Source organism: Ruegeria sp. CDSA021 (assembly GCF_059612325.1).
In genome coordinates, this window is the sequence record NZ_JBXWQJ010000001.1 from 133,748 (window position 1) to 151,315 (window position 17,568).

The 17,568-nt window shown below is 55.8% G+C and carries 18 protein-coding genes; 12 read left to right on the forward strand and 6 right to left on the reverse strand.

What is annotated here, in order from left to right; translation table 11 throughout:
• Positions 1 to 71 precede the first annotated feature (71 nt).
• The 4 genes from recA to AC2FLD_RS00625 all read left to right on the forward strand — a co-directional run bounded on the left by recA (position 72) and on the right by AC2FLD_RS00625 (position 5,251).
• A complete protein-coding gene (gene recA / locus AC2FLD_RS00610; RefSeq protein ID WP_496669976.1) occupies positions 72 to 1,139 on the forward strand; it encodes a recombinase RecA in 1,068 nt (355 codons plus the stop codon).
• A 178-nt stretch (positions 1,140 to 1,317) separates the two neighbouring features.
• The gene (gene alaS / locus AC2FLD_RS00615) at positions 1,318 to 3,990 is read left to right on the forward strand and encodes an alanine--tRNA ligase (protein WP_496669975.1); all 2,673 of its coding nucleotides are present in this window, start codon (positions 1,318 to 1,320) and stop codon (positions 3,988 to 3,990) included.
• Position 3,991: 1 nt separating this feature from the next.
• On the forward strand, positions 3,992 to 4,279 hold the full coding sequence (locus AC2FLD_RS00620) for a DUF1330 domain-containing protein (RefSeq protein WP_496669974.1): 288 nt from the start codon (positions 3,992 to 3,994) through the stop codon (positions 4,277 to 4,279).
• Positions 4,280 to 4,627: 348 nt separating this feature from the next.
• Entirely contained in the window at positions 4,628 to 5,251 is a 624-nt protein-coding gene (locus AC2FLD_RS00625) for a transglutaminase-like cysteine peptidase (protein WP_496669972.1), read from the forward strand.
• Positions 5,252 to 5,430: 179 nt separating this feature from the next.
• Here the strand turns inward: AC2FLD_RS00625 and AC2FLD_RS00630 are convergent, their stop codons facing one another.
• From AC2FLD_RS00630 to AC2FLD_RS00655, 6 genes are all read right to left on the reverse strand, one after another.
• Positions 5,431 to 6,003, reverse strand: a complete 573-nt coding sequence (locus tag AC2FLD_RS00630) for a hypothetical protein (protein WP_496669971.1) — start codon at positions 6,001 to 6,003, stop codon at positions 5,431 to 5,433.
• A gap of 300 nt (positions 6,004 to 6,303) precedes the next feature.
• A complete protein-coding gene (gene typA, locus AC2FLD_RS00635; protein ID WP_496669970.1) occupies positions 6,304 to 8,121 on the reverse strand; it encodes a translational GTPase TypA in 1,818 nt (605 codons plus the stop codon).
• A gap of 76 nt (positions 8,122 to 8,197) precedes the next feature.
• Positions 8,198 to 8,533, reverse strand: coding sequence for a DMT family transporter (locus AC2FLD_RS00640; RefSeq protein WP_496669969.1), 336 nt, complete (start codon positions 8,531 to 8,533; stop codon positions 8,198 to 8,200).
• Between the two features lie 359 nt (positions 8,534 to 8,892).
• Positions 8,893 to 10,062 (reverse strand): HD domain-containing protein, encoded by a 1,170-nt coding sequence (locus tag AC2FLD_RS00645; protein ID WP_496669968.1) that lies wholly within the window; start codon positions 10,060 to 10,062, stop codon positions 8,893 to 8,895.
• Positions 10,059 to 10,304 (reverse strand): hypothetical protein, encoded by a 246-nt coding sequence (locus tag AC2FLD_RS00650; RefSeq protein ID WP_050602511.1) that lies wholly within the window; start codon positions 10,302 to 10,304, stop codon positions 10,059 to 10,061. Before AC2FLD_RS00650 ends, AC2FLD_RS00645 begins: the two co-directional genes overlap by 4 nt.
• Positions 10,304 to 10,957, reverse strand: a complete 654-nt coding sequence (locus tag AC2FLD_RS00655; RefSeq protein WP_050602510.1) for an alpha/beta hydrolase — start codon at positions 10,955 to 10,957, stop codon at positions 10,304 to 10,306. Before AC2FLD_RS00655 ends, AC2FLD_RS00650 begins: the two co-directional genes overlap by 1 nt.
• Before the next feature lie 180 nt (positions 10,958 to 11,137).
• Between AC2FLD_RS00655 and iscR the strand changes: the two genes are divergently transcribed.
• The 8 genes from iscR to AC2FLD_RS00695 are packed head-to-tail and all read left to right on the forward strand — an operon-like array spanning position 11,138 to position 17,566.
• Positions 11,138 to 11,596, forward strand: coding sequence for a Fe-S cluster assembly transcriptional regulator IscR (gene iscR, locus AC2FLD_RS00660; protein ID WP_496669967.1), 459 nt, complete (start codon positions 11,138 to 11,140; stop codon positions 11,594 to 11,596).
• 51 nt (positions 11,597 to 11,647) lie between these two features.
• Positions 11,648 to 12,691: a cysteine desulfurase family protein gene (locus AC2FLD_RS00665; RefSeq protein WP_496669966.1), complete on the forward strand. Its 1,044-nt coding sequence runs from the start codon at positions 11,648 to 11,650 to the stop codon at positions 12,689 to 12,691.
• 18 nt (positions 12,692 to 12,709) lie between these two features.
• Positions 12,710 to 14,230: a Fe-S cluster assembly protein SufB gene (gene sufB / locus AC2FLD_RS00670; protein WP_496669964.1), complete on the forward strand. Its 1,521-nt coding sequence runs from the start codon at positions 12,710 to 12,712 to the stop codon at positions 14,228 to 14,230.
• Complete coding sequence (locus AC2FLD_RS00675) at positions 14,230 to 14,433, forward strand: hypothetical protein (protein ID WP_496669963.1); 204 nt, start codon at positions 14,230 to 14,232, stop codon at positions 14,431 to 14,433. The genes sufB and AC2FLD_RS00675 overlap by 1 nt, the downstream gene beginning before the upstream one ends.
• A gap of 49 nt (positions 14,434 to 14,482) precedes the next feature.
• A complete protein-coding gene (sufC, locus tag AC2FLD_RS00680) occupies positions 14,483 to 15,238 on the forward strand; it encodes a Fe-S cluster assembly ATPase SufC (RefSeq protein WP_050602505.1) in 756 nt (251 codons plus the stop codon).
• Positions 15,238 to 16,518, forward strand: coding sequence for a SufB/SufD family protein (locus AC2FLD_RS00685; protein ID WP_496669962.1), 1,281 nt, complete (start codon positions 15,238 to 15,240; stop codon positions 16,516 to 16,518). Before sufC ends, AC2FLD_RS00685 begins: the two co-directional genes overlap by 1 nt.
• Complete coding sequence (locus AC2FLD_RS00690; protein ID WP_496669961.1) at positions 16,518 to 17,003, forward strand: YIP1 family protein; 486 nt, start codon at positions 16,518 to 16,520, stop codon at positions 17,001 to 17,003. The genes AC2FLD_RS00685 and AC2FLD_RS00690 overlap by 1 nt, the downstream gene beginning before the upstream one ends.
• Positions 17,000 to 17,566, forward strand: coding sequence for a YIP1 family protein (locus AC2FLD_RS00695; protein WP_050602502.1), 567 nt, complete (start codon positions 17,000 to 17,002; stop codon positions 17,564 to 17,566). Before AC2FLD_RS00690 ends, AC2FLD_RS00695 begins: the two co-directional genes overlap by 4 nt.
• Positions 17,567 to 17,568: the final 2 nt, after the last annotated feature.

A 17,568-nucleotide genomic window follows, 5' to 3' on the forward strand; every position in this document is an offset into this window, starting at 1 on the left:
GGAACAAGAGGCGAACAAAGCAGCGATTGCCGCCCGTTCAAGGGTGTGACAAAAGGGAAGGCGACAGGACAATGGCGGATCTTCTGACAATGAGCGACAAGAAAAACGCAGACAAGCAAAAGGCGCTCGACAGTGCGCTGGCCCAGATCGAACGGCAGTTCGGAAAAGGCTCGATCATGAAGCTGGGCGAAGGTGCCACGCAGGACATCGAGGCAAGCTCGACCGGTTCGCTGGGGCTGGATATTGCGCTGGGAATTGGTGGTCTGCCAATGGGGCGAATTGTCGAGATTTATGGCCCTGAAAGCTCGGGTAAAACGACGCTGACGCTGCATTGCATTGCAGAGCAGCAAAAGCGCGGCGGTGTCTGTGCATTTGTGGATGCGGAACACGCGCTGGACCCACAATATGCCCGTAAGTTGGGTGTCGATCTGGACGAACTGCTGATTTCGCAGCCTGACACCGGTGAACAGGCGCTTGAGATTACTGATACTTTGGTTCGTTCAGGTGCAGTGAATATGGTCGTCGTCGACTCGGTTGCGGCGTTGACGCCGAAATCCGAGCTTGAAGGCGATATGGGCGACAGCAGTGTTGGCGTTCAGGCCCGCCTGATGAGCCAGGCGATGCGGAAACTAACGGGTTCAATCAGCCGCTCGAACTGTATGGTCATCTTTATCAACCAGATCCGGATGAAGATCGGCGTCATGTTTGGCAGCCCCGAAACCACTACTGGTGGTAACGCACTGAAATTCTACAGCTCGGTTCGTCTGGACATCCGCCGCATCGGTGCGATCAAGGACCGGGACGAGGTTGTCGGCAACCAGACCCGCGTCAAGGTTGTGAAGAACAAGGTGGCACCGCCCTTCAAGCAGGTCGAATTCGACATCATGTATGGCGAAGGCATTTCGAAAATGGGTGAGTTGCTGGATCTGGGTGTCAAAGCAGGCGTGGTTGAAAAGTCAGGCTCATGGTTCAGCTATGGCGATGAACGGATCGGGCAGGGGCGTGAGAACGCTAAACAATACCTGCGTGACAATAGCCGTATTGCGCTGGACATCGAAGACAAGATTCGCGCCGCTCATGGGCTAGAATTTGACATGCCTCAGGGTGCCGCTGAGGATGATGACATCCTCGAAGCCTAACAGCCGCTGACGAGAGCTTCGGAAGCTCTTCGGTTTCCGGTTGTAAATTGAAAAGACTATGAAAGGGGCGGTCCATCGGGCCGCCTTGTTTCGTTCCGGGGCGCCTCCACTGTGGACACTGCTCGGACAGGGGGATAAACCAGCGGAGACCAAGACTTTTGCGCGCCGAGAGAGCCCTATGCCAACCCTGAACGATATCCGATCGACTTTTCTGAACTACTTTGAAAAACAGGGGCATGAGGTTGTGGCATCCAGCCCGCTGGTCCCGCGCAACGACCCGACGCTGATGTTCGTGAACTCGGGCATGGTCCAGTTCAAGAACCTGTTCACCGGCTTGGAGACCCGCGACTACACACGCGCCACAACAGCGCAGAAATGTGTGCGTGCAGGCGGAAAACACAATGACCTGGACAATGTGGGCTATACCGCACGCCACCACACGTTTTTCGAGATGTTGGGCAATTTCTCGTTCGGTGATTACTTCAAGTCCGAGGCAATCCCGTTCGCCTGGAACCTGATTACCAAGGAATTCGGCATCGACAAAAGCCGCCTGTTGGCCACGGTCTATCACACCGATGACGAGGCGTTTGAAATCTGGAAAAAAGTCGGCGTGCCGGAAGATCGGATCATCCGTATCGCCACCAACGATAATTTTTGGCAGATGGGTCCGACCGGTCCTTGTGGCCCGTGTACTGAGATTTTCTATGACCATGGCGATCACATCTGGGGCGGCCCTCCGGGGTCTGCTGAAGAAGACGGTGACCGGTTCATCGAAATCTGGAACGTCGTCTTCATGCAGAACGAGCAGTTCGAAGACGGCTCGATGGTCGAGCTGGATATGCAGTCCATTGACACTGGTATGGGGCTGGAACGGATCGGAGCGTTGCTGCAGGGCAGCCATGACAATTATGACACCGACCTGTTTAAAACCCTGATCGAAGCGTCTGCGGATGCGACCAGTGTGGATCCTTTTGGTGATCAGAACGTGCATCATCGCGTCATTGCAGACCACCTGCGGTCGACATCGTTCCTGATTGCGGATGGGGTCATGCCCAGCAATGATGGGCGCGGTTATGTTCTGCGCCGGATCATGCGCCGCGCCATGCGCCATGCGCACCTGTTGGGTGCCAAGGATCCCGTTATGCACCGTCTTGTGCCAACTCTGGTACAGCTGATGGGAGGGCATTACTCGGAACTGACGCAAGCCCAGCCCCTGATTGAAGAGACCTTGTTGCTTGAAGAAACCAAGTTCAAGCAAACGTTGGATCGCGGTTTGAAACTGCTGGATGACGAGGTTGCGGGACTTTCCGAGGGCGCGCCTTTACCGGGTGCCGCGGCCTTCAAACTCTATGATACATATGGTTTCCCACTGGACCTGACTCAGGATGCGCTGCGCGAAAAGGGTCGTGCCGTTGATACCGAAGGGTTTGATTCCGCAATGGCCGAACAAAAGGCCAAGGCGCGGGCGGCATGGGCCGGTTCTGGCGAAGCTGCGGATCAAGCTGTGTGGTTTGATGTGTTGGATTCGGCAGGTGCGACGGATTTCCTGGGCTATAAGACTGAGAAGGCTGAAGCTCAGGTTGCTGCTTTGATTGTAGACGGTGCTTTGGTGGACACTATCAACGCCGGGGAAAGCGGTTGGGTGGTCGTCAACCAGACCCCATTTTATGGCGAGGCCGGTGGTCAGATCGGTGATACCGGTGAATTGCGCCGTGTCGACGATCGCGATGACTTCAGCCGGGTAGAGGATACCAGGAAGTTTGCCGACGGCAAAGTCTATGCGCATAAAGTGTCGGTCGAAATCGGCACGCTGTCCAAGGGGGACGCGGTCGAGCTTGAGGTGGATCATGCCCGCCGGTCGGCCATTCGCGCCAACCACTCGGCCACGCACCTGCTGCACGAAGCGCTGCGAGAAGCTCTGGGGGATCACGTGGCGCAGCGTGGCTCGCTGAATGCAGCGGATCGTCTGCGTTTCGACTTCAGCCATTCCAAAGCATTGAGCCATGATGAAATCCAGCAGGTCGAGCGCGAAGTGAACAGCTTCATCCGCCAGAACTCAACCGTCGAAACCCGGATCATGACACCGGATGATGCGCGGGAACTGGGGGCACAGGCGTTGTTTGGTGAGAAGTACGGCGATGAGGTCCGTGTTGTCTCGATGGGCAAAGCCCCTACGGGTAAGGGTCAGGATGGTGAAACCTGGTCAATCGAACTGTGCGGGGGAACTCATGTGCGCCAGACCGGGGACATCGGTACGTTTGTCTTGCTGGGGGACAGCGCCAGCAGTGCCGGTGTGCGCCGGATCGAAGCGCTGACCGGGGATGAGGCCAACCGTTACCTCTCGGCTCAAGATCACCGGCTTGCTCAGGTGGCGCTGGAACTGAAGGCACAACCGGATGACGTGGTCGCCCGGGTTAAGAGCCTGTTGGATGAGCGCAAGTCATTGCAGAACGAAGTGGCTCAGCTGCGCCGCGATCTGGCCATGGCCGGCGGGGCCGGGCAGGGCGGTGGGGCCGAGGCGCGTGATATCAATGGCGTTAAATTCCTGGCGCAAGCCCTCAACGGTGTGTCAGGCAAGGATCTTCCAGCGCTGATCGATGAACACAAGGCACGTCTTGGATCAGGTGCTGTTCTTCTTATTGCAGATACAGGCGGCAAGGCTGCGGTTGCAGCTGGTGTTACCGAGGACCTGACGGGAACCGTTTCGGCGGTGGATCTGGTCAAAGCGGCCGTGGTTGAATTGGGCGGCAAGGGCGGCGGTGGCCGACCTGATATGGCCCAGGGTGGCGGCAAGGACGCATCGAATGCGGATGCTGCGATCAAGGCCGCAGAACAGGTATTGGGAGGATAAGATGGCTGCACTTTGGATTGCACATGTCACTGTAACGGACGCCGATGCATATGGAAAATATGCCGAGCTGGCAGGACCAGCCATAGCTAAGCACGGTGGTGAGTTCATCGCGCGTGCTGCACGCTATGTTCAGTTGGAAGGCAAAGAGCGGCCACGCAACGTGGTCGCCCGATTCCCCTCGCTTGAGGCAGCGGTCGAGTGTTACAACTCGGATGATTACCAACAGGCGCTGAATCATGCCCGCAATGCTAGCGAGAGAGAGCTGCTTGTGGTTGAGATCACTGAATAGTTATCGAACAGACCGCCTTTGGGCTGGTTTCAGCGATTTTCAGCTTATACGCCCTTACCACACACTAAGAATGGCCCGCGATCTGCGGGTCTTCGTATTTTAGGTTCTTTAACAAAAGCTTGCCATGAGATTCTAAAGTTTCTTTTTCAAAGGTGCTGCCTGGAAATGTGGCAGAGTCGTCCTAATTCTCGCCCGAAATTGTCAAATTACAGAACGAATTTTCGCCCTTTTTCCTCGGCACGTTCGAAATGATTGCGACTGAGGCCCTTTCGCGAATAGATTCAAGAAGCGGAATGTGGGTCTGCAGTATCGGCAATCAATTGGATGATACTGGATCGGGGAATGGGCATGATGTCATTGGTCAAAACGGTCGGCTACCGAGTTACCGGAGTTTTGTCAGCTTCGGTCTGCGCGTTTGGCATGGCAGCGGCAGTCATGGCAACAAACTTTGTCGCGACTAAAGCGCATGCCTCTGAAGGTCGATTTATTCCCACCGTAACATCCTCACCACCGCCAACCGGGGCAAGAAACCTGTGCCGCCAATATAGTTGGGCGTGTACTGCGGCACGATCTTCGACACTGACCATTCAATCCGAAATGCAGTTAGTGAAAGAGATTAACCGGCGGGTGAATGTCTCAACGCGCGACGTGACCGATCAGTCGCAGTACAAGACGCGCGAGCTTTGGGCGCTCCCAACGGCCAGAGGTGGGGATTGTGAAGACTTTGCGTTGTTGAAGAAAAGAGACCTCATCCACGCCGGAGTGGATCCAAGCAAGCTCTTTATTGCTACGGTTCTGGATAATCGCCGGACTGCTCATGCGGTTTTGATCTATCGTTCGGCGCAGGGCGACTTGGTCTTGGACAACCTGACCAACCGCATCAAACCTTGGTCCAAGACCCGGTATTTATTCCTTCGCATGCAGGACCCTAAAAAACCCGGTCGTTGGGTTGGTGTCTACGGAAGCAGCTGAAAACCGGTCGCTTTGAAAGCTAGGTGGGCACAGTTTTGACTGCGCCCACTTTTTTCATTGCTGGATTTGGCATCCAAGTCTTCATCGCAACTTCATACTCGGCCTGAAGGTTCTCGGATCCGTTGTCTCAAATAGACCGCCAGTAAACGCAACACGTACACTTATGTCGCTGCCAACTGTCAGCGCAGTTCTTCAGGCTCTTCGCGTTCAGGCTCTTCCTGATCGGGCTCCTCCTGATCGGGCTCTTCGCGATCTGGTTCTTCTTGATCAGGCTCTTCTTGATCGGGCTCTTCACGTTCAGGCTCGCCTCGATCGGGCTCTTCACGTTCAGGCTCGCTCTGGTCGGGATCACCGCCCCGAGGAGAATCATTTCCATCAGGGGCGCTGTTTCCGCCGGGATTGTTTGGGCCTCCGGGGGTGCCGCCGTTGTCACCTTCTTGGGACGGCCCATCACCCGACCGGGAGTCCGTCGCTCCGGTCGAAGCCGTCGGAAGGTCAGTCAGCAAGTCGGCCAGCGGAGAACACTCAGCCCCCAGCCGCGCAACGATCTGGTCAAAATCAGCGCGACGCTGGATATAACGCAACATGCCGGATGTAACACTATCGCATTCGCACAGGACCCCAGGAGACCCAGCAGACTGGCGAGCGGTTTTTACTGTACACGCTCCGCTTGCAAGGGCTTCGGTCATGGGCGCGACGACAAATACTGTTGCGGCCAAAAAAACTGGTAACTTAAGGGAAGGAACAACCATCTTTAACTCCTCGGAACTCGGTACCTTGTATGTTCATCTCTATGCACCGAATGGACGCTGGTGTGAGTGAACATCGTCACACTTCCGGCATATTTACACCTTGCCTTTGTCGCAATCGCAAGATGTGGATTGAGAGAGCTATTGGAGATTAATGCAATTTAAAGAAGAAATTATAGTAATTACAATAAAAAGCCGGGCGTAATGCCCGGCTTTCGATTTTGCGTTTTTTGATCAGTTGGAAGCAAATATGCCACAGTTACGCCATTGTTTCCAATTGAAACAGATTCAGGCGCAGGTTGATCAGGCCGATTTCGCCATCCGCTTGCGTTCGTGCGGGTCCAGAAAGCGTTTGCGCAGTCGCACTGCATTTGGCGTCACCTCGACCAACTCGTCGTCATCGATATAGGCAATCGCCTCTTCCAAAGAGAATTGAATGTGGGGCGTCAGGCGTACTGCATCGTCCGAACCGCTGGCGCGGACGTTGGTCAGTTTCTTGCCTTTGAGCGGATTCACTTCCAGATCATTGTCGCGAGAATGCTCTCCGATCACCATGCCCTGATAGACATCTGTCTGAGGGCTTACAAACATGCGGCCACGCTCTTCCAGGTTCCAAAGCGCATAGGCCACGGCCTGACCGTTCTCCATCGAGATAAGAACGCCTGCGCGACGGCCCGGGATTTGACCTTTGTGCGGGGCCCAGTCGTGGAACACACGGTTCAGAACACCGGTTCCACGTGTGTCGGTCAGGAATTCGCCGTGATAGCCAATCAGCCCGCGCGACGGGACATGTGCGATGATGCGCGTCTTGCCGGTACCGGCAGGGCGCATTTCGGCAAGCTCACCCTTGCGGGCACCCGTGATCTTTTCGATGACCGAGCCTGAATATTCATCATCCACGTCGATTGTGACTTCCTCGATCGGCTCCAGCCGCTGACCGTTTTCCTCACGGAACAGAACCTGCGGGCGCGAGATGCTGAGCTCGAAACCCTCACGGCGCATGTTCTCGATTAGAACGCCCATCTGCAATTCTCCGCGTCCAGCGACTTCAAAGGCTTCGCCGCCCGGAGTGTCGGTGATGCGGATTGCAACGTTCGACTCGGCTTCTTTCATCAGGCGGTCACGGATGACGCGCGACTGAACCTTTTTGCCATCGCGGCCAGCAAGCGGTGAGTCGTTGATGCCAAAGGTCACGGTGATGGTCGGCGGGTCGATGGGCTGCGCGGGCAGTGCCTCTTCCACTTGTGGGGCGACCAGCGAATCCGCCACGGTGGCCTTGCTCATGCCTGCGATGGTCACGATGTCACCAGCTTCGGCGACGTCGATGGGCTGCTGCCCCAAGCCGCGGAAGGCCAGGATTTTCGAGGCCCGGAAGTTTTCGATCAGCGTGCCATCCCGGCTAAGCGCCTTCAGGCTGTCGCCCGCTTTCAGTGTTCCGCTTTCTACGCGACCAGTCAGGATGCGGCCGATGAACGGGTCGCTGCCAAGTGTGGTGGCCAGCATCCGGAACGGTTCGCTTTTTTGATCAATTTGCTTGGGAGCAGGGACGTGATCGACGATCAGATCGAACAGAGCGCTCAGGTCCTTACGAGGGCCGTCAAGTTCCATGTCAGCCCAGCCAGAGCGGCCCGACGCGTACATCGCCGGGAAATCGAGCTGGTCGTCATCAGCGCCTAGGTTGGCGAACAGGTCGAAACATTCGTCCAGGGCGCGGTCAGGCTCGGCATCGGGCTTGTCGACCTTGTTCAGAACAACGATCGGGCGCAGACCCAACGCAAGCGCCTTGGAGGTTACAAACTTTGTCTGCGGCATTGGGCCTTCGGCAGCGTCAACCAGCAAGACAACACCATCGACCATGCTGAGGATTCGTTCGACTTCACCGCCGAAATCGGCGTGGCCTGGCGTGTCGACGATGTTGATACGCGTATCTTTCCACTCGACAGACGTCGCCTTGGCCAGAATCGTGATACCGCGTTCGCGTTCCAGATCGTTGCTGTCCATGGCGCGTTCCGCCACGGCCTGGTTTTCCCGGAACGCACCGGATTGTTTGAGCAGCTCATCCACCAGGGTCGTTTTGCCGTGGTCCACGTGAGCGATGATTGCGATATTGCGCAGGTCCATGAGAGGTCAGCCTTTGAACGGGAAGTTGCCGCGCGCATAACGCGGCGCGACAAAATATACCAGCCCTAACCGAGGATCAGTGGCCGGCAGTCTTCGAAAACAGGTGAATGATCAGAATTCCAGCCAGAATCATGGTCAGTCCAAGCAACGCAGGCCAATCCAGTTTTTGCCCGAAAACCAGGAAGCCGATGAGGGCGATAAAAAAGATGCCCAGCCCGGACCAGATTGCATAGACGATGCCCACAGGCATGGATTTTAGGGTCAGTGCCAGCAAATAAAATGCAACACCATAGCCCAAAACAACAAGAACGGACGGCCAAAACCGGGTGAATTGCTGGCTGGCCTGCAGGGCGGTTGTGCCGATGGTTTCCGCCAAAACGGCCAGCAACAGAAACAGGTAAGCTTGAGGCATTATGGTCTTTCGGGAGTTTTGTGTTGTCATCGCCTTGAACACAGAATTCGCGAAAAAGGCAAGAACAGTCTCACATCTTAACTTCCGTTGGGTCAGGTATACCTTACTATTCCCGACTTAGAATAAGTGTAAGATATACCTCATATTTTATGAATTGTTAAAGAGTATTGTTCGATGAGGAAATTCGCGAAATCGATCGTTTTTGTTTCTGGTCTGATAGTGGCAAATGGGTGGCTTGCTGACGGGGGGTCCGTCAAAAATGAAGCAGCCATTGTGGTTCAACAGTTTGATGGTAGTCGTGTTTTTTAACGCCACTCAGAACCAAGAAGGAAAAAGGAGCCTTTAGGCTCCTTTTTTCGTTAAGCGTCCAACGGTGTAACGTCGCAACTCTGGAAATGCGTCACAAGTTGGGGCTGAAGCCAATTCCAAAGTGCCGGTGCCCCACCTGTTATGGCAGGACGCACGCGCGCTTCGAGCTGGGAATAGGTGACATTGTAGTCCACCCAAGAACCGCCGCCGGTTTCCAGATTTGCAATCGGTGTCTGAAACCGGTCCACAGCTTTTGCAAACTGGGCATCCGCACTTTCTGCGGCTTCAAACTCTTGCCATAAGTCTTTGAAAAAACTTCTCTGTGCATCCGGCAACAAACCAAACAACCGCTGTGCCGCGGCTTGTTCCTTGGCCTCTTGGGCGGCATGATCCACTTGCCCGTGAATTGGGTGATCTCCGGCATCGATTTCAACGACATCATGCAACAAGAGCATCTGAAGCACGCGATCTATCCGAATCTCAGAATGCGCGTGTTCGGCCAAAACCCAAGCGTACAGCATTACATGCCACGAATGCTCGGCAGAGTTTTCGAACCGATCACCCGCCATCAGACGCGACGCGCGCAAGATCGATTTTAACTGGTCCGCTTCAGTCAGAAACTCAAGCCGCGTTGTGAACGCGTTGTCTTGCGTTTCAGATCCGGTCAGTAGGTTGGTGGCATGGTGGTAGGCCAGCGGGAAGACCTGCGCGAGATAGGCGGCGCGACCACCGTCCAGATTGGCGCGCGCAATTTTCACGTGGTCCGGGTGAGGATCAGAAGCGCACAGAACCTGAAACAGCGGCTGACACCGATCCAGGATCTTGGCAAACCGCGCATCTGGCGTCCGATCCGCCTCGAACTCCTGCCACAAAGTTAGGAACGTTTGTGCCTGATCCTTTGGCAGCAAGCCGAACAGCTCTGACGCGGCAGCCTGTTCCGCATCAGCCAGATGATCCCAGTCGGTTTCCAAGTGGATCGGATGGTCGCCAACAACGATCTCGACGAGATCATGCAGCAGCAACATACGGATGACGCGGTCAATTGATACATCTGGCTCGGCCAAGGGGGCCATAACCAAAGCCCACAATGCAAGATGCCAGCTGTGTTCGGCAGAATTCTCGGGCCGGGATTGATCGAGCAGAACATTTGCCCGCTCAACCATTTTCAGCATGTCGGCCCGTTTCAAAAACGCAATTTGCGCCGACAAGCGATCCGTCATTGTTTTTCTATCGCTTTTTGTTTTGAGCGATGCGCGGTCAGGCGCTTGATTACAAACTGTCTGGCTTTGCGTTCGGCCAGCCGCACACGTATCTCGGTCAAGAACGCCTCTTCCAGCGATTGTGACGCGGCCCCAAGAACTTCGCCGACCTCAACGAAAAAACGGTCTTCCCCGGTTTCATCCATAACCTTCATCGTGTCTTCGGCCAGTTTGGCCGCAAGAGATATGATGGTGTCAGACATCAGCGGGTGGTCTCGGTCAGGCGGCGCTTCACATAGTCACTGACATCGGTGATGAGCGTGTCCATGTGGCGATCTTGGAAGAAGTGATCCGCGCCCTCAACCTCGGTATGAGTGATCGTGATGCCCTTTTGCTCATGCAGCTTGTTCACTAACGAGGTGGTGTCTGCCGGAGGGGCCACGCGGTCAGCTGATCCGTTGATGATCAGGCCCGAAGACGGGCAGGGGGCCAGGAACGAAAAGTCATACATGTTGGCTGGCGGCGACACGCTGATGAAGCCGGTGATTTCTGGGCGGCGCATCAGCAACTGCATTCCGATCCAAGCCCCAAACGAAAACCCTGCAACCCAGCAGTGTTTCGAGTTGTTGTTCATGGATTGCAGATAATCCAGCGCCGAGGCCGCATCGCTCAGTTCACCTACGCCTTGGTCATACTCGCCCTGACTGCGACCCACGCCGCGGAAGTTAAAGCGCAACACGGTGAAGCCCATGTTGTAGAAGGCATAGTGCAGGTTGTAGACCACCTTGTTGTTCATGGTCCCGCCAAATTGAGGATGTGGGTGAAGCACGATTGCGATCGGTGCGTCTTTTTCCTTTTGCGGGTGGTAGCGGCCTTCCAGGCGGCCTTCGGGTCCGGGAAAAATCACCTCGGGCATGTGTGCTTTGGTCCTGTCTTTTTCGTGCGGGTGCCCGGATATACTTGACGATAATCGTCGGACACCTTAGAACGGTTCTAATTACATTGCTTGGCGCTATTTGCGCTGTCAGTCGGAGATACGCACTGGCAGCGTCGGCGTCAATGATTTCGCGCAAATCCTGCAAAGAAGGGGCTAAATATGAAGCTGTCGACCAAAGGCCGATATGCGATGGTTGCCTTGGCAGATATCGCGTTGCAACCAACTGACCGTCTTGTGACCCTTGGCGAGATCTCTGAACGCCAGGACGTGTCGCTGCCTTATCTGGAACAGCTTTTTGTCAAACTGCGCAGGGCTGAGTTGGTTTCTTCGGTACGCGGGCCGGGTGGTGGATACCGCCTAGCGCGCCCTGCGTCTGAAATCCGTGTAGTCGAGATTCTGGCAGCCGTGGATGAAACGGTGGATGCCTTGCAAAAAGGGGCCGGTGCTTCGGGTGCATCCTCGGGCAGCCGGGCGCAATCGCTGACCAATCGTCTTTGGGAAAGCCTCAGCGCGCATGTATATGTGTTCTTGCATCAGACGCGCCTGTCCGATGTGATCAAGAACGACCTCGCCCCATGCCCCGCAGTGCCTAACCTGTTCTCGGTAGTAGACGATTAATCCAATGAGGCGATGCAAGCGCATGAAATCTGTTGGCAAAAAGATGCATCCATGAATTGTGTTTATTTGGATCATAATGCAACAACACCGCTGCGCCCCGAAGCACGAGAGGCGATGATTGCGGCGATGGATATCTGCGGAAATCCGTCTTCTGTTCACGCCGAAGGCCGTGCTGCTAAGGCACTTGTTGAACGCGCGCGGGCTCAGGTTGCAACGGCTTTTGGTGCAGATGGGGCTGATATCATTTTCACATCTGGGTCGACCGAAGGCGCGGCGCTGACATTGGCCGGGCGTAACCTGCACGGCGCGGCAGTCGAACATGATGCGGTAAGAGCTTGGATCAACGAGGGTCTTCCAGTTTCCGCGACCGGAGAGGTTCTGATTTCGGTGCCCGGCGAATCGACCCTTCAATTGGCGAATTCCGAGACAGGAATCGTTCAAACACTGCCACCTGGCTTGGCGGTGACGGATGCCACTCAGGGATTTGGAAAGTTGCCGATTGCGTTTAACTGGATGTATGCGCAGATGGCGCTGATGTCCGCGCATAAACTGGGCGGGCCGAAAGGCGTTGGTGCCGTTGTGATGAAGCGCGGTACTGATCTGCCAGCGCAGATCAAGGGCGGCGGCCAGGAAATGGGGCGTCGATCTGGTACCGAAAATGTCATTGGAATCGCGGGCTTCGGGGCCGCAGCTGAAGCTGCGGCGCGGGACTTGGCCAACGGTGTTTGGGAGCAGATCGAAGAATTTAGAAATATTCTAGAAAACGCTCTTGAGGCCGCTGTAAAATCACCTATTTTTGTCGGGAAAGGGCGGCAACGCTTGCCGAACACCCTGTGTTTTGCTGCGCCTGGTTGGAAGGGCGAAACCCAGGTCATGCAGATGGACCTGTCGGGATTCGCAATCAGTGCGGGCTCTGCCTGTTCCAGCGGCAAGGTTCGTGCCAGCGCGGTTCTCACCGCAATGGGCTATGACGAGGTGACAGCCAGCAGCGCTATCCGCGTGTCGCTGGGCCCTCGGACAACGGAAGAAGATGTGCTGCGTTTCGCCGAAACGTGGCTTGAGAAAGAGAAAAAGCATCGCGCGCGTGCCGCGTGATCTGACGGAGGGTAAGTTATGGCCGCTTTGGACCAGACCCAGGTGAAAGATGGTGTCGATCAGGAAACCGTGGATGCGGTACGCGAGGTCGGAACCTACAAGTACGGCTGGGATACTGACATTGAGATGGAGTACGCGCCGAAGGGTGTGAACCCGGATATCGTCCGTCTGATCTCGGAAAAGAACGAAGAGCCGGAATGGATGACCGAATGGCGGTTGGCTGCGTACGAGCGCTGGACCAAGATGAACGAGCCCAAATGGGCGATGGTCGACTACCCTGAGATCGATTTCCAGAACCAATACTATTATGCGCGTCCGAAATCGATGCAAGAAAAGCCCAAGTCACTGGATGAGGTTGATCCCAAGCTTTTGGCCACATACGAAAAGCTTGGTATCCCTCTGAAAGAACAGATGATTTTGGCTGGCATCGAAGGCGCTGAAGACGCTCCGGCCGAGGGTCGCAAGGTTGCTGTAGACGCGGTTTTCGACTCGGTTTCTGTGGGGACGACCTTTCAGGCCGAATTGAAGAAAGCAGGCGTGATCTTCTGTTCCATCTCGGAAGCGATCAAAGAGCATCCTGAACTGGTGAAGAAGTATCTTGGTACTGTTGTTCCCGTATCGGACAATTATTATGCCACTCTGAACTCGGCTGTGTTTTCGGATGGATCCTTCGTCTATATCCCACCGGGCGTCCGCTGCCCGATGGAGCTGAGCACCTATTTCCGCATCAACGCGGAAAACACAGGTCAGTTCGAACGCACCCTAATTATTGCCGACAAGGGGTCTTACGTCTCTTATCTGGAAGGCTGCACGGCGCCTCAGCGTGATACCGCACAGCTGCACGCCGCGGTGGTCGAGATCATCGTCGAGGAAGACGCTGAAGTAAAATACTCGACCGTTCAGAACTGGTTCCCTGGGGATGAGAACGGCAAGGGCGGCATCTATAACTTCGTGACCAAACGCGCCGATTGCCGAGGCGATCGGTCCAAGGTGATGTGGACGCAGGTAGAAACCGGCTCGGCCGTGACCTGGAAATACCCGTCCTGCATTCTGCGTGGCAACGAAAGCCAGGGTGAGTTCTACTCGATTGCGATCACCAACAACTATCAGCAGGCCGATACCGGCACGAAGATGGTTCACTTGGGCAAGAACACTAAATCGCGCATCGTGTCCAAAGGCATCAGCGCGGGCAAAGCCCAAAACACCTATCGCGGTCTGGTCTCGATGCACCCGAAAGCCAAGGACAGCAGGAACTATACCCAGTGTGACAGTCTGCTGATAGGCGACAAATGCGGTGCGCATACGGTTCCGTATATCGAGGTCAAGAACAACTCGTCCCGCGTTGAGCATGAGGCGACGACATCCAAGGTGGATGACGATCAACTGTTCTACTGCCGTCAGCGCGGCATGGACGAAGAAGAAGCCGTGGCACTGGTCGTCAACGGGTTCTGCAAGGACGTGCTGCAAGCGCTGCCGATGGAATTTGCCATGGAAGCACAGCAACTGGTGGCAATCTCGCTGGAAGGTTCGGTTGGCTGATGACACGTGCACGCCGCACTCGCATCCAAAAGAATGATGTGCTGACTTGGGTTGGATACATCCTTCCTGTTCTGGGTGGGTTGCTGGGCGTCGCATTCGTCAATGTCAATCATATGGAGTTCATCAACCCGGTTTGGGCAGTGGGCGGAGGGGCGATCCTTGGTTGGATTGTCGTGCGGCTGATCCGCAGAATTCTGGGTTAGGAAATTGATGGGGCCGTGACGCCCCTTGCGATACGCAAAAGGACAAAACATGCTGGAAATCAAAAACCTGCACGTGCAGCTTGAAGAAGAAGAAAAGCAAATTCTCAAAGGTGTGGACCTGACGGTTGAAGCCGGCAAAGTGCATGCAATCATGGGTCCGAACGGGTCGGGCAAGTCGACGCTCAGCTATGTTCTGTCCGGTCGCGACGGCTATGAGGTTACCGAAGGGTCGGCCACGTTGAACGGTGAAGACCTGTTGGAAATGGAACCGGAAGAGCGCGCCGCGGCGGGTGTTTTCCTTGCATTCCAGTACCCGGTCGAAATTCCGGGCGTTGGCAACATGACCTTCCTGCGGACCGCCGTGAACGCGCAGCGCAAGGCACGTGGCGAAGAAGAGCTGTCAGCCGCCGACTTTCTGAAAGAAGTGCGCGCCAAGGCAAAAACTCTGAAGATCGACGCTGACATGCTGAAGCGACCGGTCAATGTCGGCTTCTCAGGTGGTGAGAAAAAGCGCAACGAGATTCTGCAGATGGCCATGTTGGAACCCAAAATGTGCATCATGGACGAGACCGACTCGGGTCTTGACGTGGATGCGATGAAGCTGGTGGCCGAAGGTGTAAACGCACTGCGCGACGAAGGCCGTGGTTTCCTGGTGATCACGCACTATCAGCGCCTGCTGGACCACATCAAACCGGATGTGGTGCACATTATGGCCGATGGCCGCATCGTCAAAACCGGCGGTCCGGATCTGGCGCTTGAGGTTGAAAACAATGGTTATGCCGACATTCTTGCCGAGGTGAACTGATGGCCTTGCCCGAAGCCAAACAATCCGCAACCGAGGCACGGCTGTCTACGTTGACCATGCCCGACGCAGGCTGCACCCGTGCCGCGCGCGAAGATGCGCTGGCACGTGTGCTTGAAACTGGTCTGCCAAACCGGCGTGATGAATACTGGAAGTACACTCAACCGGATTCGCTGGTCTCGCCAGATGCTATCCCGGCTGCAGTTTTTGCAGATGATGAACCCCTGATGTTCAATGCGCTCGACCGGTTGAGTATCGTTTTCGTAGACGGTGTTTTCAGCGCCGAGGAGTCGGACGACTTGTCACTGGAAGGTGTAAGCATCGACCGGCTCGAGGATATCTGCTGCAAGGATATTCACTGGGCCAAGGACCTTTATGGGGTTCTTGAAGCCCGCGGTCAAACTCCGGTGCAGCGTCCGCTCGCGGCACTGAACACGGCCTTTGCTTCGGATGGTGTTGCCATTCACGTGACAGGCAAACCGTCCAAGCCGATTAACCTGATCTATCGCCACGCCTCGCCAACCTCTGACGTGATCATGCACCATGTTGTGCGTGTGGAATGCGGGGCCGAGGCAACCATTCTGGAAACCGGCCCGGCGGCGTCACGCTTCAACAAGTGCATGGAAATCGACATTGCCGACAAAGGCACGCTGCATCATGTCCGTGCGCAGGGCAGGGACCATGAGCGTCGCGCCGCGACCCATATGTTCTCGCGCCTGGGGACTGAGTCGGTCTACAAATCCTTCACCCTGACCGTAAATGGCATGCTGACGCGCAATGAACAGGTCGTGGAACTGACCGGCGATGACGCGATGGCCCATGTGGCCGGGGCCTGTGTCGGTGATGGCGACTTCCATCATGACGACACTGTGTTCGTCACCCATGACGCAGTGAATTGTGAAAGCCGTCAGGTTTTCAAGAAAGTGCTGCGCAACGGGGCGACCGGCGTGTTTCAGGGCAAGATCCTTGTGAAAGAAGGAGCTCAGAAAACCGACGGCTATCAGATCAGCCAATCGCTGCTTCTGGACGGTGACAGCCAGTTTCTCGCCAAGCCCGAGCTTGAGATCTACGCCGATGATGTGGCATGCTCGCATGGCTCGACGTCGGGTGCGATTGACGAAACCGCACTGTTCTATTTGCGGTCTCGCGGGGTGCCGACCAAGGACGCGACCAATATGCTAACACTTGCGTTCCTGGCCGAAGCGGTGGACGAAATCGAAGACAGCGCGTTGGCTGAAGAGATTGTCAGCCGTCTGGAGGGGTGGCTCGCCCGCCGCAGTTAATGACTCTTTCGTCGGATATTTTGGCAACATACCGGGGGCCGGGGCGTGTTGTGCGCCGGCTTCTGGACTTGGGGCCACGAGAAGACCGGGCGCTGGTCTTTGTGATGGGCTTTTGCATCGTCGCGTTTATTGCGCAGATGCCTGGGCTCTCGCGTCAGGCGCATCTGGAAGGCGTTGAACTGAACATGCTGCTGGGTGGTGCGCTGCTGGGTACTGTGTTCATTTTGCCTTTGTTTTTCTACACGCTGGCTTTGGTCTCGCATTGGGCTGCGCGACTGGTTGGCGGCAAGGGCACCGCCTACGGGGCAAGGCTTGCCCTGTTTTGGGCCTTACTTTCGTCGGCGCCGTTGGTCTTGCTGAACGGTTTGGTGGCCGGATTCATCGGGCCCGGACCTGCTTTGTCGATTGTGGGCTTCCTTTGGGTTGCTGTTTTTGTCTGGTTCTGGTTATCCGGTCTCAGACAAGTACAAAGGTCAGCTGAATGAATATTCCACCTTTGGGTCCCCTGGTCGTTCTGACGCTCAGACGGCCTGCCGAAGCGGCCCGTCAGATTTTGACCCTTGATCTGGGGCGGGAAGCCGTCTGGCTGAGCTTTTTCCTGGTGGTGGTCTTCAATTGCCTGATCCAACTCAGCACCGATCTGATCATCCCGACACCGGACGCCCAGTTGAACCCCGAGGCGGAAGGCATCCCTTTCATTCTGATCCGTTCAGCTGGTGCAATGCTGCTGAGCGTCGCCGCCTTTCTGTTGGTCGGGCGAGTGCTTGGGGGGAATGCAACGCTTTCGGGCCTGTTGACCCTTATGATCTGGCTGAGCTTTTTACAAAGCGGTGCATTGCTGGCCATGGTCATCTCCAGCGTGACCATACCCGCCTTGACGTTTCTGCTGTTGCTGGCGACCCTGGGGTGGAGCCTTTACATAACGCTCCATTTCCTGAACGAGGCGCATCAGTTCGGCTCGCTCGGCAAGGCGTTTGCCGTAATCCTGCTGGCGGCGATTGTCGCCTTGCCCATAGTCCTCATGTTCACCCCAACCGGACCTGTCTAGGA